This is a genomic window from Aliiroseovarius pelagivivens, from assembly GCF_900302485.1.
Classification (GTDB): domain Bacteria; phylum Pseudomonadota; class Alphaproteobacteria; order Rhodobacterales; family Rhodobacteraceae; genus Aliiroseovarius; species Aliiroseovarius pelagivivens.
Genome location: NZ_OMOI01000001.1, coordinates 2,125,487 through 2,140,683 on the forward strand (window position 1 = coordinate 2,125,487; position 15,197 = coordinate 2,140,683).

A 15,197-nucleotide genomic window follows, 5' to 3' on the forward strand; every position below is an offset into this window, starting at 1 on the left:
CCTTATCCGGCGCGTCGGGTTTCAGTGGCGTCCAGCGGGAAAACCTTGGCCGGGTTCAGAAGCCAATTGGGATCGAACACGTCCTTGACCTGCAACTGGATTTCCAGATCGGCATCATCATATTGCGACACCATCAAGTCGCGTTTCTCGACGCCCACACCGTGTTCACCGGTCAGGCAACCACCGACCTCGACGCACAGACGCAGAATGTCTGCGCCAAAGGCTTCGCATTTCTCGAGGTCACCGGGTTTGTTGGCATCGAATAGGATCAGTGGGTGCATGTTTCCGTCACCCGCGTGGAACACGTTGCCCACATCCAGCCCATAGTCTGCGCTCATCTCGCCAATTCGGCGCAGCACCAAGGGTAGCTCGGACACCGGGATGGTGCCGTCCAGGCACATATAGTCGTTGATCTGCCCCATCGCGCCAAAAGCAGATTTGCGGCCCAGCCAGATCTTCGCACTTTCCTCGGCCGAGTTACTTTCACGCACTTCCACCGGGTTGTGACGTTTGGCAATTTCAACAATGCGCGATAGTTGGTCGTCAATCTCGGTGTCCGATCCTTCGACCTCGATGATCAACAGCGCTTCGCAATCGGGATAGCCTGCACCTGCAAAGGCCTCGGTCGCACGAATACAGGGGCGATCCATAAACTCGATCGCGACGGGCAGAATGCCGGATTTGATGATGTCGGACACGCAGTGGCCCGCAACTTCGTTACTATCGAACCCAACCAGAACAGGTCGTGCCCCTTCGGGTTTGGCCAGAATGCGTAAAGTGGCTTCGGTCACGATGCCAAGCTGCCCCTCGGATCCGCAAATCAGTCCAAGCAGGTCCAACCCGCCGGAATCCAGATGCGCGCCACCGATTTCGACCACCTCGCCATCGGCCATAACCATGGTTACGCCCATCAGATTGTTGGTGGTCACGCCGTATTTCAAGCAATGCGCTCCGCCCGAGTTCATCGCGATGTTTCCAGCAATCGCACAAGCCAGCTGAGACGAGGGATCAGGAGCATAGAAGAACCCGTCCTCTTCGACGGCACCCGTCACGGACAGATTGGTACGTCCCGACTGCACCCGGATGAACCGGTTGTCATAGTCGGTTTCCAGCACATCATTCAGACGCGCCACGCCAAGGATCACGCTATCAGCGGTGGGCAATGCACCACCCGCAAGCGACGTCCCTGCCCCACGCGGCACCACGGGCACGCCTTCTTCATGACAGATGCGCATTACCGCCGACACCTCGTCGGTCGAGGCCGGCAACACCGCGCAAAGTGGCGGGCATTTATAGGCCGTCAGCGCATCGCATTCATAAGCTCGTGTCTGGATCGGATCATGCACGACAGCCCCCTGCGGCAACACAGATTGCAGCCGCGCGACGATATGATCTTTGCGCGACAAAATGCTGGCGTTCGGTTCGGGCATCTGCATGGAATATCTCCGCGACTCTGAATTGGTAAGAAAATATAACCAATTTTCCACTTTAGCAACCGTTAGGAACGGCTTATGCGTGAAACATGACCTTTGCTGACCGTTTCACACTGTTTTCGATGCTTGATCTGGCCGCTGTCGCTTTGATCTTGCTGGCTTGGGTCGCGATCGGGTGGCGCATTGAAAGTGCCACGGGTGAAAAACAATCAGTGTCAAAAATTGTGGCCCAGTATCGGCGCGACTGGATGGTACAGTTCGTCACGCGCCAACCGCGCATTTTTGACAGCGCGATCCTGTCCAGCTTGCGGCAAGGGGCAAGTTTCTTCGCCTCTGCCACAATGATCGCCACGGGCGGCGGGCTGGCCCTGCTTGGCAATACCGAGCGGTTGCGCGGTGTCGCGCACGACCTGACCCAAACCAGTGCGCCAGAATTGGTGTGGGAGGTGAAAATCCTTCTGGTCATCCTGTTTCTGGCCAACGCGTTTCTGAAATTTGTCTGGTCGCACCGTCTTTTTGGGTATTGCGCTGTGGTCATGGCTTCTGTGCCCAATGATGAAGCCGACCCGACCGCCCTGCCCCGCGCGCAAAAGGCTGGCGAGATCAACATCACTGCAGCACGTAGTTTCAATCGAGGTCTACGTTCGGTATACTTTTCGATGGCTGCATTGGCTTGGCTGGTCGGACCAGTCAGCCTGATCGGCGCAACCCTGTTTACATTTGCGGTTTTGTGGCGTCGCGAGTTTGCGTCCCAATCGCGCTCAGTGCTGATGCAGCCTGACGCCTAATCAGTTCAGATGTCGCGTCGTACCGCACCACCACGACCTTCCCAAAGCCATGCAAAAACCAGAGCCACGGCGGCCAAAAGCAACATGGCCCACTGAGGTGCCAAGGGGCGCAAGCGGATCGCTGTGGTGACATAGGCCTCGCGGGGGGTATAGCCCAGCCACCCATTCCCCGAGGCTGGCTGACCAGTACGCACGGCCCGCAAGCTGGGCAGACCATTTTCAATCCGCTTCGCGGTCCCACCGGTATTGGCCAATACGGGTTGTATCACGTCGCTGCGCGCGAGGGGATTGCTGAACTCGACCGAGGTCGCCGCGCCTCGGACTACAACGGTTGATAATTCGCCCTGAGTCACACTGAAAAGCCCGGTCGCGTCGGTGATAAAGGGCGCTTCAAACACCCCCGGTGTCCCTTGGGTCAACGTCGCGGCCACGTCCTCTCCGGCTGGGGTGGTCACAGTCACCTCGGGCAAATCGGACAGCATCGTGTTGCGCCTGATCAAAAGCCCCTCATCGGTTGCAACAGCGGACAGCGCTTCTTCTTCCAGCTCGGGTTCGCGCATCAGCCAATGGGCCAACCTGCGCAACAATTCCAGCTGCGGCCCTCCGCCCTGATGCCCTCGCGCCCAAAGCCATGCGTGGTCCGAGGCAAGCAAGGCCACGCGCCCCTCGTCGCTGCGGTCGACCACCAGAAGAGGCGCATCGTCCGCAGCCGACAGAATGACGTGGCCGCGGTGTGGTGTAACTTCGACATGGCGCATCCACGGCCCCCACCCCCCTTCAGGTGCGTGCTGGGACAGCTCGCGGGTCACAGGATGGCGCTGCCCGTCTTCGGTCACATCAGGCTGGAACGGAACCTCGAACAGACGCCCTGTGGGCATGGCAGGCAGGATATCAGAAAGCCCAGTGCGTGCGATGCTATCGGCGCTGGCCAATGATGGCCCTGCCGCGATCAATACCGCCCCGCCGCGTCGTACGTAATCGCGCACGCTGGTCAGATAGCCTCCGGGAAGAATGCCACGCAGTTGGTAGCGGTCAAAGATGATCAGATCGAACTCATCGATCTTCTCGATAAACAGTTCCTGCGTGGGAAATGCGATCAGGCTCAGCTCGCTCACCGGCACACCATCTTGTTTGTCCGGTGGGCGCAGAATTGTGAAATGCACCAGATCCACGGCGCTGTCAGACTTCAAAAGATTGCGCCAAGTGCGCGTGCCTGGATGTGGCGTTCCCGAGATCAAAAGCACCTGCAGACGATCCCGCACGCCATTCAGTTCGATCACCACTTCGTTGTTACGCCCGGTCAGTTCACCTTCTTCCACAGGCAGGGTCACATGGATCAGATTTCGGCCCGCATATTCCAACGTTAGCGGCACCACGATGTCCTGCCCCTCGATCACAGGCACGTCAGCAATTGGCGCACCATCATGCGACACGGAAAGAAACGCAGGGGGAAGCGCGTCTGGGGTGTTGCCAAGGGTCTCGACCCTCAGGCGCAACTCGATTTCTTCGCCCAGAATGGCAAAGGCTGGCGCATCCACCGCGCTTAGCCGCCGATCCCAGTCCGTTGCACGACCCGAAATCATGGCATGCAGCGGGACAGACAATCCGGGCGTATTCTGTACATCATGCACAACACCATCCGTGATCAGAACCACACCCGCCAAACGGTTCGCTGGAAGCTCAGCCACAGCTTTCTTCAAGGCGGTCATAAGACGCGTCCCCTCATCCGCACCGTCGCCTTCAGGCGCAAGGTCTGAAAGGCTGCGCAATACTGGTTCAAGTGATGACCTTGCAGCGATCTGCGCCATCATTCCCTCGCGCGTCTGAAGGCTCTGCGCTGAGCGGTCTGACAAGGATTGCGAGGCGCTGTCATCCTCGAGCACCAACAGAATATCTGTCAGCGGATCGCGTTCTTCTTGCTGAAGTGACGGCCCACACAGTGCCGCCAGAAGCACAAGCGCAGCCACCGCGCGCAGCGCCCAACCGGGCAGTCCACGCCACAAAGCCACCACAAGCGACGCGCTTGCCAGCACGGCCAGTATGGCGATCACCAGCCACGGCAGGCCGGGCGCGAACTGAAGCGACAGCGCACTCATTCCCCGAGCCTTTCTAAAAGCGCGGGCACATGGACCTGATCGGATTTGTAATTTCCGGTCAGCACATGCATCACAAGGTTGATGCCGAACCGCACCGCCATTTCGCGCTGCCTTTCACCCGCCTGCCCGCGTCCGACAGGGAACATTGGCCGCCCGTCGTCGCGGATAGCCCAGGCCCCAGCCCAGTCATTGCCGCCAACGATCACCGGCGTCACGCCATCATTCAGATTGCGAAAGGGCATGCCTTCGGCCCGTTCGGCATCAAGAGGCGGGGCTTCCGCCCAGACAGGGCCGCGATTGCGGCCGGGAAATTCCTGTAACAGATAGAAGCTGCGGGTTAATACGTGATCGCTCGGCACCTGATCCAACAGCGGCAAATTCAGCGGCAGCGCCACCGCGCGCAGGCGGCGACTGGCAGCAGAGTCCCCCCCGGTGCCAGCATCGCGTGTGTCAAACAAGATCAAACCCCCGGCTGCCAGATAACGCTTCAGGCGCAGGATCGCATCGGGGCTGGGGATCGGTGTCGTGTCGATGAGGGGCCAGTAAAGCATCGGATAGACCGAGAGGTCATCAACCTCGATATCGATCCCCACAGGGCGCGCAGGCTCGACCGAGGTGCGCAGAAAAAGCTGGTCGGACAGGCCCAGCAAACCGGCCTGCGCCACCTGATCCACAGCAGGATCACCACTTTGCACATAGGCCAATGTGACAATGCTGGCCGCGTCCAACACGCTGGGCGAGGTGTCGGTCTGCGCGTCAGCCAAATGCGGCATGGCAAGCATGGAAAGCCCCACAATCGCCCCCGTCGCGACCTTCCGCGCGGCTGGCAGCAGGCGACCGGCCAGCCAAAGCGTCAGCAGAACATCCAGCGCGCCCAACATAAGCGCCAACGCCAACAGCCACGGGCCGAACTCTTTCCGGGTATCCTCGATCTGCCAGCGCGGCGTAATATGCGTGGGCCACTCGGCGCGCTCCAGCACGCTGTCAGATCGCAGCACATTCACCGCCTGCACCCGATCACCATCTGCATACAGCCCCGGCGCAAGGTCAGGTCCGGCGGGATCCGCCAATTTTGGCCCCGGCACACCTGCCGCAGCATCTTGCGGTGACACCTGCCCGAACCCGTCCAAAACATGTGTCGCCACCCAAGTGCTTCCTTCCAGCGCGACACCATCACGCGCGCTGCCTTGAGACGACACCGCCAATCTCTCCAGCATCTGCACGAACAGCCCCGAGAACGGTAACGAGGACCACTCTGCATTGGCCGAGACATGGAACAACACCACCTGCCCTGCACCCAGCGCACGTCGGGTTACGATCGGGGTACCGTCAGACAGGGTGGCAATCGTACGCTCGGCCAGATCCGGGCCGGGCTGGGCCAGTATCTGCGCCTCGATCTGCACATCATTCGGGACGGGCAGTCCAAAGAAGGGCGAGTTTTCCGGGAACGGCGCCAGCGCGCGCGGGTCGCCCCAGCTCATCGCGCCACCGACCACCCGCCCGCCAGCACGCAACCGCACCGGCAGTAGGGTGTCTTCCAGCCCCTGCCCCAGATCCGCAGACGCCAGTTGTGGCCCCGCAAACCGCAACAGCAGCCCACCTTGGGTAACCCAATCGGTCAGGGCATCTCGATCCGCATCCGAAAAGCTCGCCACATCCGGCAGGACGATTACATCAGGGCCCGCCTTGATCAGTTCAGACAATGCGGGCAGCTCGACCGTTTCGGCGGTAGTCGCCAACGCCTCGCGCAGGTAATGAAGCGGCGACAGAAGCTCTAACCCTTCGCGCTCACCTACTGTATTCAACAGCGCAACCCGGCGGCGGCGCAGGCTGTCATCGGCAAGGGTCACAGCCCCGGCAGCCCGATGATCCGCAATCTGCAGACGGTCGATCCGGTTGCGCAATTCGCTTGGGACGGTCATCCGAAGGTCGGCCCTGCCAGCCTCGCTTTCGAACGTCACAGGGACTGACAGCAACACACGCTCGACCCCTTCCGGGTCAGGACCAAGCGCTTCTATCGTAAGTGCGTCGATGGGGCCGGGACCGGAACTCAGGACCGGAAGCACCACATCCCCGCCATCCAATGTAGCGGGCAGAAGGCCAAGCCGAGCCGAGGCCGGTTCTAAGACTTCGAGTTGGCCCACTTGTTCGAAATGTGAAATCAGCTCAGGGCGTCCCACACGTTGAACACCGTCTGAAACCCACAAAATATCTGTGCGGCCCAACGCCTGTGACCAATCTTCATCCCCAGCGTACTCCGCATCCCACGCCACCGGAGACAGTCCCGGCAACGAGGATCGCCATGCATCCGCAGCCTGCCAAACGGTGCTTTGATCGACATCGGTACGCCCAACAGAACTTGCCATAAGGATCGCTACTGGACGTGCAGAAGCCTGCGCTTTCTCAAGCCGGGTCTCGATCACTTGCACTCGCTCAGACCAGTCCGATGCAGCGGGCCAGAAGTCATCGACAAAGATCAAAAGCCGTCCAGACCTGCCCGGCGTGTCATCCGGATTAAGAACAGGCCCAGCAAATCCGATGATCATCGCAGCCACCGCCAAAAGTCGTAAAAGTAAAAGCCACCACGGGGTACGATCCGCCTGAGCCGTCTTGTCTTCCAGCCCCAAAAGCAACGTGACAGCCGGGAAAACCTGCTTGCGGGGCGAAGGTGGCACGGCACGCAGCAGCCACCAGATCACCGGCAGTGCGATCAGCCCCAGAAAAAGCAAGGGCGCGGTAAAACCTATGCCGAGAACGCTCACTTTGGTCCTCCGATAGCATTCCACAGCCAAAGTAGGGCCGCGCTTGCCGGGTCTTGTGTGTGATAGCTGTGAAACCGCCACCCTGCATATTTCGCCAGTTCGGAAAGCTCGGCCTTGCGTCGTGCCAGTCGGTCCAGATAGCGGGCACGCAGATCCGCCGCCTCGCGCGTGTCATGACGTATTGCGCCACCCACATCCTGAAACAGAACCCGGCCATGAAAGGGAAACACCTCTTCCATCGGGTCTAACACCTGAAACAAAACCCCCTTCTGGCCCCGATCTTGCGCGGCGCGAACGAAAGCGCGTGTGGCGTCTAGGGGGGCTAGAAAGTCTGAGAACACGACCTGCCGTGCGCGGGGCACTGCGAAGGCATCCTTCAAGGGGGCATCTGCGCGCAACACCTGATCGGCTATGCGCGACAGAGCCATCTGCCCACGTCCCGGCGCGTGTCCGCTGCCCAGAAGACCGACCCGTTCCCCGCCACGCAGCAACAGGGACGCCAACGCAAGCGCGATCATCTGCGCCTGATCGCGTTTTTCAGGCAGCTTCGCGTCTGAAGTAAATTCAAGCGACGGGGACGGGTCCACCCAGATCTGAACTGAATGTGCTGCCTGCCATTCCTTTTCCTGAACATAGTGCCGGTCGGATCGCGCCGAGCGACGCCAATCAATGCGGTGGGACGGATCCCCCGGCTGCGCGCGACGAAACTGCCAGAATGCCTCGCCCTGCCCGGATTGTCGCCGCCCATGCTCGCCCATTTCGACCGACTGCGCCAAGCGCTGCGCCGCCACAAGTAGGGGCGGAAGGCGCGCCGCCAAGGCTTCGGCACGGGACCGAAGCTGGACCGGAGCGCCTTGGGCGGTCACGCCGCGACCTCTGTTTGAAGTACAGAAGCAACCGTTTGCCCGATGACATCAGGCAGGTCTATCCCCTCGGCCCGTGCGGCATAGCCCAAGGCCATACGATGACTAAGAACCGGAGCCGCCAGCGCGTGAATGTCGTCGATCCCCGGTGCCAAGCGCCCATCCAAGAGCGCTCGCGCCCGTGCTAGCAACATCAGCGCCTGCGTGGCACGAGGGCCCGGCCCCCAACTGACATTGTCGCGCACAATCTGCGGCGCGCTGGGATCATCGGGGCGACAGGCACGGACCAAATCCAAGATAGCCTCAACGACGCTTTCGCCCACGGGCATTCGGCGCAAAAGCGTCTGCGCGGCGATCAACTCGGCGCGACTGAAGATAGGCGAAACGCTTGCGTCCTCGGTCCCTGTCGTGGCCAACAGAATGTCCCGTTCGGCATCACGATCCGGATAATCCACATCAATCTGCACCAGAAACCGGTCCAGCTGCGCCTCGGGCAAAGGATAGGTACCCTCTTGCTCTAGTGGGTTTTGCGTGGCCAGCACGTGGAACACCTCGCCCAGATCATGGGTATGCCCCGCGACCGAAACCTCGTGTTCCTGCATCGCCTGAAGCAACGCCGACTGGGTGCGTGGGCTGGCGCGGTTGATCTCGTCAGCTAGCAGAAGTTCGCAAAACACCGGACCTTTGATGAAACGGAACGACCGCGCGCCGCTGTCGCTTTCCTCCAACACTTCGGCCCCCAGAATGTCAGAGGGCATCAAATCCGGCGTGAACTGGATGCGCCCGTCATGCAGCCCCATGACCGTCCCCAAGGTCTCGACCAGTCGGGTCTTGCCCAGCCCCGGCAAACCAATCAGCAAAGCATGCCCACCGGCCAAAATGGCAGCTAGCGTCAGATCCACAACACGATCCTGGCCCATAATTTTGCGACCAACCATCTTGCGCGCCTCGGCAAGTTTGCTGCCAAGGTCTTCCACATCGCCCAGTAAATCATCCGTCTGCATGGCAATTCCTTTGCGTGAACACTAAGTACATTAAAGGCCAGATTCAGATGGGGACCAAATGACAAATTCGCCAAGCTCTGGAAAAGCAGCGGGAACTCGGCCCTTTGACGCCGATGCCCTGTCGAAAGCCATCGGGTCTGAGGCTGGGAAATCACTGCCTCCAGTGCATCTCTGGACACCGGAGTACAGCGGCGAAATTGACATCCGCATCGCCCGCGATGGCACTTGGTTTCACGAAGGCGGCGAAATTCGTCGCGAAGCTCTGGTACGGTTATTTTCATCCATCCTGAAATTGGAAGACGGGAAGTATTTCCTTGTAACGCCGGTCGAAAAATGGGGCATCACCGTCGAAGACGCGCCCTTTGTGGCCACCGACATGACCGTGACCGGCGAAGGGCGAGATCAGCGACTGACCTTTACCACGCATGTGGGCGACGGCGTGACCGCTGGCCCGGATCACCCCTTGCGACTGGGGTGCACGTTCGAGACCCCCTGCCCCTATGTCGAAGTCCGCGCCGGGCTTGAGGCTTTGATTGATCGCAAGACCTTCTATCGTCTGATTGAACAAGGCGTGGCCGAAGATCACGATGGCGCATCATGGTTTGGCGTCTGGTCCGACGGGCAGTTCTTTCCGCTTATTCCCACGGACGAGCTGCGATAAGTGGCCTGCGCATTTCGCTCGCCGCACCGCGGCCTTTGGGCTAGAAGGCCCCATGAATACCGATAATCTTGAGATTTTCCTTGTCGCCCCCCCCGGTTTGGAGCCGGTCTTGGCGGACGAGGCCCGCGCAGCTGGCTTTCCCACACCCACGGTCAGCCCCGGCGGCGTCACGACGCGTGGTAACTGGTCCGAGGTCTGGCGCGCCAACCTGACGTTGCGCGGCGCGACCCGCGTACTTGTCCGACTGGGCGAGTTTCGCGCGTTCCATATGGCACAGCTTGATAAACGTGCACGCAAGTTTCCGTGGGGCGACGTTCTGCGCCCTGACGAACCCGTACGCGTCGAGGCCGTCTGCAAACGCTCGAAGATTTATCACCACAAAGGTGCTGCCCAGCGGGTCGAACGCGCGATTTCCGAAACTCTCGGCGCACCGATCAGCAAAGATGCAGCGTTGGTGATTAAAGTTCGGATCGACGACAACCTTGTGACCATCAGTTTGGACAGCTCGGGCGAAAGCCTGCACAAGCGCGGCCACAAAACTGCGACCGGCAAGGCGCCGATGCGCGAGAATTTGGCGGCGTTGTTCCTGCGTGCCGCAGGCTTTGACGGGGAAACGCCGGTTCTGGACCCAATGTGCGGATCGGGTACTTTTTTGATTGAGGCCGCAGAGATGTCGGCTGGAATTCTGCCAGGTCGTGATCGCAGCTTTGCCTTTGAAAAGCTTGCAAGCTTTGATGCTAGAGCTTTTCAGAACTTGAAAGGTTCAGATGCACCAGGTTTGCCGGAAAATGTTCGTTTTTTCGGGTCCGACCGGAATGCCGGTGCCATTGCCAACAGCCGAAAGAATGCCGAAAGCGCCGGTGTGGCGGCCGTATGTCAGTTCACCGAAGCATCGATCAGCGACATTGAACGTCCCGACACCGAACCCGGCCTGATCATCGTGAACCCGCCTTACGGGGCGCGGATCGGCAACAAGAAACTGCTCTTCGCGCTCTATGGCACGATGGGCAAAGTATTTCTGGAGCGGTTCAAAGGGTGGCGCGTGGCGATCATTACCTCGGATGGTGGATTGGCCAAGGCGACGGGCCTGCCGTTTCTGCCCCCCGGCCCCCCTATCGATCATGGCGGGACCAAGGTGAAGCTGTACCAAACTGCACCGCTTCGATGAAAAAAGGCCGGGTCACCCCGGCCTTTTTTATTTATGAAGGCCTGATTACTTCAGGCCCCATTTCGCAGCAGTTTCGTCGAAGAAACCCTTTTCCTGCTTCAGCTTGATCCAGCTGTTTACATAGTTGATCCAGACCTGATCGTTCTGCGGCAACAGCATCGCAATCGGGGTCGGTGCACGCGGCGTGGCCACCGGAATGGCTGTCACTTGCGGGAACTTCTGTGTCAGCGTCGCCCCTTCGATGTTCGAGGTGATGAAGACATCTGCACGGCCCGAGAGTACTTCTTGATAGCCACGCGCCGGGGCCTCAACCACCTTGATATCCGCGTCCGGGAACCACTCTTTCACCATCTTCTCAAACGACGTGCCCAGCGTGGTCGCCACTTTCACTTCAGGCTTGTTGATTGCATCCCAGCCATCAAAGCCAGCCAACTTGTCGTTCGTGGTAAACGGCATGATCTGGACCGAGATATACGGGTCCGAATACCCAGCAACTTTCATCCGCGAGGGCGAGATCGAGGCAGACCCCGTCATATGATAGTTCCCGGCAACAATGCCATTCACCAGCGTTTTCCAGTCGGTCGGTACGAACTCCAGTTCAACATCAAGGTCTTTGGCAAGTTCGGTCATGACGTCGATGTCATACCCCTTATAGCTCTCGGTCGCCGGATCACGCACCGACATCGGGTTCCAATCACCCGTCGTCCCCACCTTCAGAACTCCGCCCGAAAGGACTTCGTTCAACGCGGATTGTGCCGAGGCGGCGCCGGTCAGTGTTGTCAAAGCCAGCAGCCCTGCACCGAGAGTTCTCAAAAAGTTCATCACACCTTGTCCTTTTGGTGGTTATAAATACGAGTTTTCATTCATATAGATTACGGGATCGTATCCGGAATGGATCATCGGTCACAATGAGTTGAACAAAAAACAGCGCGTGGAACAAGTGCAGAACATGAAACAGACAAACATCGCTGTTCAGATGACGGGCGTCTCAAAATGGTATGACGACTTTCAGGTGCTGCGGGATATTTCACTGACCGTTGATGTCGGCGAGAAACTGGTTATTTGCGGTCCGTCCGGATCCGGAAAATCTACTGTTGTGCGTTTGCTTGCCGGGTTGGAAGCTCATCAGGAAGGCGATATCCACTTGCAGGGTGGAACGATGAACGCGCAGAAGCCTGGCGATATTGGTATGGTGTTTCAAAGCTTTAACCTGTTTCCACATCTATCGGTTCTGGATAATCTGACGCTTGGACCGGTGAAGGCACTTGGCTTGTCACGCGCCAAGGCCGAGGACCGCGCACGGCGGTATCTGGATCGGGTACGCATCCCAGAACAGGCCGATAAACGCCCATCCCAACTGTCTGGCGGCCAGCAACAGCGTGTCGCCATCGCACGTGCTTTGTGCATGGAACCCAAGCTAATGCTGTTCGACGAACCGACATCTGCGCTGGATCCCGAGATGATTGCAGAAGTCTTGGAGGTCATGGAGGATCTGGCCGCCGATGGAATGACGATGATCTGTGTAACGCACGAGATGGGCTTCGCGCGGCGCGTCGCGGATCGGATTGCCTTTATGGACGGGGGCGAGATCGTCGAGGTAGGGGCGCCAGAGCAGGTGTTTAAAGCACCCAAATCTGAACGTTTCGCACTTTTCTTAGACAAAATTCTTAAGCATTGAGGGGGCTGATATGACTTTTCGAACAATCGCTCTTCTCGCGCCGATCTTACTTCTATCCGCCTGCTCGGCTGCGCCCGGAACGTGGGGCTGGTATATTCTTGATCCCACAACAGACACCGGATGGACCAATATCCGCTTTCTGATGCGAGGATTTACGTCGACCATCCAAGTTTCGCTTCTGGCGGCGGTGGCGTCGATCATTATCGGGCTTCTGGTGGCGCTTCCCGCCTTTGCGCAGAACCGCTGGTTGCGCCTTCCCAATAGAATCTATGTCGAGTTCATCCGTGCAATCCCGCTGTTGCCGATGCTGTTTTGGGTCTTTTACGGCTTGCCTGTCGTGATGCGCGGTATGGGGATCAGTATCTCGATCGACCCATTCTGGGGGGCTGTGATCACTCTGGCCTTGTCTGACAGCGCCTTCACCGCCGAGATCTTCCGTGCGGGTATTCAGGCTGTCCCCCGCGGTCAGGCCGAGGCCGCCCAGACCATCGGACTGAGCCGTGCCAAGGCAATGCGTTATGTCATCCTGCCGCAAGCGGTACGGCGCATCCTGCCGCCGCTGGCCAACCAGTTCATCTACATCGTGAAAATGTCGGCCTTTGCATCCGTCATCGGGATGCAGGAACTGACCCGGCGCGCGAACGAACTTGTGGTGACGGAATACCGTCCGCTCGAGATCTATACGCTGTTGATCCTAGAATATCTGGTGCTGGTCCTGATCATCTCGGCCGGTGTGCGCTGGCTGGAACGACGCATGGGGGCGGATGAAAGCCGCTAGCCCCGTGCGTTAATTCAGGTCTTCCAACAAACGCTTGTGCTTTTTCGCCTCGGCAATCGCGCCGCCCAGTGTCTCGATCCCCTTGGAATGCAGCATAGCGAGCATCTTGCACAGAACTTCGGCGGTCGCATGGGCGTCGCCAAGCGCCGTGTGGCGCAGCTCGGGCGGGATCACCACGCCAAGACGGTCACAGAGCGCGTCCAGCGTATGCACCTCGGTCGTGCCGTATAGAACAGCAGACAGAAGAACCGTATCCAGAATGGGATGGGTCCAATCCACACCACAGTCATCCGCGTGACGACGCAGGAACGCCATGTCGAACGGCGCATTGTGGGCCACCAGAACAGCCCCGCGCGAGAAATCATGCAAGGTCTTGCCAGCTTCGCGAATGGTCGGTTTCCCTGCCACCATCATATCGGACACATGATGCACCTTGGTCGAGGCCGGCGGGATCGGCATTTCAGGATCAACAAGCTGGTCGATCACTTCGCCGGGGACGATCTTTTCTTTCACCACGCGTACCGCGCCGATTTGAACAATCTCGTCCTTGTGCGGCAAAAGCCCCGTGGTTTCCGTGTCAAACACCACATAGATCAGATCACGCAGGCTCATCTGCATCAAATCATCGGTGGCCTGCCCCTCCATCAGGTCGAAATCGAACACAACCGGGCGCCCTTCGTCGGGCGCGATGGTGGTATGGGCCTCGTCGATCATCAGCAGATAGCCTTCGCCCGGCGCAAGGGGTTTCAGACGAGCATCGAACTCGAGCCCATTGGCTGCAGACAAATCAGAAAAGCTTTGCTCCAACCCCGACGAAATCATTTTCTCATACGCCGCCATAAACGGACCGCGTTGGAAATAGTCGAAGATCGAGGCATTCAGGCGGGCGGGACTGACTTGTGACAGAACCGAAGCTGCCTGTTGGTCATACAAAACGATTTGATGGGCCGGGTTGATCAGCACCATAGCGACCGGGATCTCAGACAAAAGCGCGGTCAGACGCGCCTTGTCGTCGGACAGGCGCCGGGTTTCGGCCGCGACAATGCTGGCCTGATCCATGGTGGACTTCATCAACTGCTCGGAAACTGCTTCCGCAGCAGGTGCCAGATCGCCCAGAAAACGCGCGCTATGGGTATCTACGCCACCGCTTCCCGCGTGGGCCCGTGACCGCAAACCTGATGCCAGACGCTCAATCGGGCGCGCGACGTTTTCGTCAAACAGGAACCACACGCCAGCAACCAGCGCCAACAGACCAAAACTGGACAAAACCCCCGCAAACACAAAGCCCGAGACGATGTCTTCCGGCGTGGCACGCCCGGCACCCACCAGAAGCGCCCCAATGACCAACAGCACTGCGGCCGCGCCCAAAAAGGCAAAGAACAGGAATATCCGAAAGCGCAAAGACAGTTTCGTCAGGATTTGCATTAAGATCCCTCCAGATTACAGATTGCTGTGACCAGCGGATCCCCCTCACCCGGCGCGAACCAGTCGATTCCGCTAATATCTCCACCAGCGTTGAAAGACACGCCGTCGATCAAAGGGGCACGCCTGCCCGTGGCACAGTCCGCCAACACCACCATCTTTTCGGGCGCTGACCAGCGGCCCAGAAAATAGGTATCAACCATGCGCAGGGCTGGTTTGTCATCGTGGGTCCGCAGTGACGGTTCATCCACGGCGATGAACCGTTCAACGAATGGATTGATATAGGTCCACGGACGATAGAAGGATTGGTTTTCAACCGTTTGGACGATCTTGAACCCTTCGGGCAAGGTTTGCTGCGTCCGATCATACCAGCCATATTCGTTCGCAGCCGTGGCAACGATCATGGCCAAGGCCGCCCCTGCCGGCATCGCCCATTTCGGCATGCGACCCCGTGTCAGTTTGTTCAGTAGAAGTGCGACCCCTGCCCCTGCAAAGCCTGCAACAAGTGTCGCTACCATTTCAAAGAACATGCTTTTCTCCCGTA

General features: G+C 59.0%; 13 protein-coding genes. 5 read left to right on the plus strand and 8 right to left on the minus strand.

Annotation, left to right across the window (positions count from 1 at the left end):
• Window positions 1–2: 2 nt before the first annotated feature.
• Window positions 3–1,436 carry an FAD-linked oxidase C-terminal domain-containing protein gene (locus ALP8811_RS10410; protein ID WP_108857040.1) on the minus strand — a complete coding sequence of 478 codons (1,434 nt, stop codon included), beginning with the start codon at window positions 1,434–1,436 and terminating at the stop codon, window positions 3–5.
• 86 nt (window positions 1,437–1,522) lie between these two features.
• Between ALP8811_RS10410 and ALP8811_RS10415 the strand changes: the two genes are divergently transcribed.
• Entirely contained in the window at window positions 1,523–2,221 is a 699-nt protein-coding gene (locus tag ALP8811_RS10415; protein ID WP_108857041.1) for a DUF599 domain-containing protein, read from the plus strand.
• 5 nt (window positions 2,222–2,226) lie between these two features.
• Here the strand turns inward: ALP8811_RS10415 and ALP8811_RS10420 are convergent, their stop codons facing one another.
• The 4 genes from ALP8811_RS10420 to ALP8811_RS10435 are packed head-to-tail and all read right to left on the minus strand — an operon-like array spanning window position 2,227 to window position 8,946.
• Entirely contained in the window at window positions 2,227–4,317 is a 2,091-nt protein-coding gene (locus ALP8811_RS10420; protein WP_108857042.1) for a DUF7408 domain-containing protein, read from the minus strand.
• Window positions 4,314–7,079, minus strand: coding sequence for a DUF4159 domain-containing protein (locus ALP8811_RS10425; RefSeq protein WP_108857043.1), 2,766 nt, complete (start codon window positions 7,077–7,079; stop codon window positions 4,314–4,316). Before ALP8811_RS10425 ends, ALP8811_RS10420 begins: the two co-directional genes overlap by 4 nt.
• Entirely contained in the window at window positions 7,076–7,945 is an 870-nt protein-coding gene (locus ALP8811_RS10430; RefSeq protein ID WP_245924616.1) for a DUF58 domain-containing protein, read from the minus strand. Before ALP8811_RS10430 ends, ALP8811_RS10425 begins: the two co-directional genes overlap by 4 nt.
• Entirely contained in the window at window positions 7,942–8,946 is a 1,005-nt protein-coding gene (locus tag ALP8811_RS10435) for an AAA family ATPase (protein WP_108857044.1), read from the minus strand. Before ALP8811_RS10435 ends, ALP8811_RS10430 begins: the two co-directional genes overlap by 4 nt.
• Before the next feature lie 58 nt (window positions 8,947–9,004).
• Between ALP8811_RS10435 and ALP8811_RS10440 the strand changes: the two genes are divergently transcribed.
• Both ALP8811_RS10440 and ALP8811_RS10445 read left to right on the plus strand, forming a co-directional pair.
• The gene (locus ALP8811_RS10440) at window positions 9,005–9,607 is read left to right on the plus strand and encodes a DUF1285 domain-containing protein (protein ID WP_108857045.1); all 603 of its coding nucleotides are present in this window, start codon (window positions 9,005–9,007) and stop codon (window positions 9,605–9,607) included.
• Window positions 9,608–9,659: 52 nt separating this feature from the next.
• Entirely contained in the window at window positions 9,660–10,775 is a 1,116-nt protein-coding gene (locus ALP8811_RS10445) for a THUMP domain-containing class I SAM-dependent RNA methyltransferase (RefSeq protein WP_108857046.1), read from the plus strand.
• A gap of 45 nt (window positions 10,776–10,820) precedes the next feature.
• Here ALP8811_RS10445 and ALP8811_RS10450 read toward each other — a convergent pair whose 3' ends face one another.
• Window positions 10,821–11,597, minus strand: coding sequence for a transporter substrate-binding domain-containing protein (locus tag ALP8811_RS10450; protein ID WP_108857047.1), 777 nt, complete (start codon window positions 11,595–11,597; stop codon window positions 10,821–10,823).
• Between the two features lie 127 nt (window positions 11,598–11,724).
• On the opposite strand from ALP8811_RS10450, the gene ALP8811_RS10455 reads away from it, so the two are divergent.
• On the plus strand, window positions 11,725–12,453 hold the full coding sequence (locus ALP8811_RS10455; RefSeq protein WP_108857508.1) for an amino acid ABC transporter ATP-binding protein: 729 nt from the start codon (window positions 11,725–11,727) through the stop codon (window positions 12,451–12,453).
• Window positions 12,454–12,463: 10 nt separating this feature from the next.
• A complete protein-coding gene (locus ALP8811_RS10460; protein ID WP_108857048.1) occupies window positions 12,464–13,231 on the plus strand; it encodes an amino acid ABC transporter permease in 768 nt (255 codons plus the stop codon).
• Between the two features lie 9 nt (window positions 13,232–13,240).
• Here the strand turns inward: ALP8811_RS10460 and ALP8811_RS10465 are convergent, their stop codons facing one another.
• A complete protein-coding gene (locus ALP8811_RS10465; RefSeq protein WP_306418713.1) occupies window positions 13,241–14,656 on the minus strand; it encodes a 3'-5' exonuclease in 1,416 nt (471 codons plus the stop codon).
• Window positions 14,656–15,183, minus strand: coding sequence for a hypothetical protein (locus ALP8811_RS10470; protein WP_108857049.1), 528 nt, complete (start codon window positions 15,181–15,183; stop codon window positions 14,656–14,658). Before ALP8811_RS10470 ends, ALP8811_RS10465 begins: the two co-directional genes overlap by 1 nt.
• Window positions 15,184–15,197: the final 14 nt, after the last annotated feature.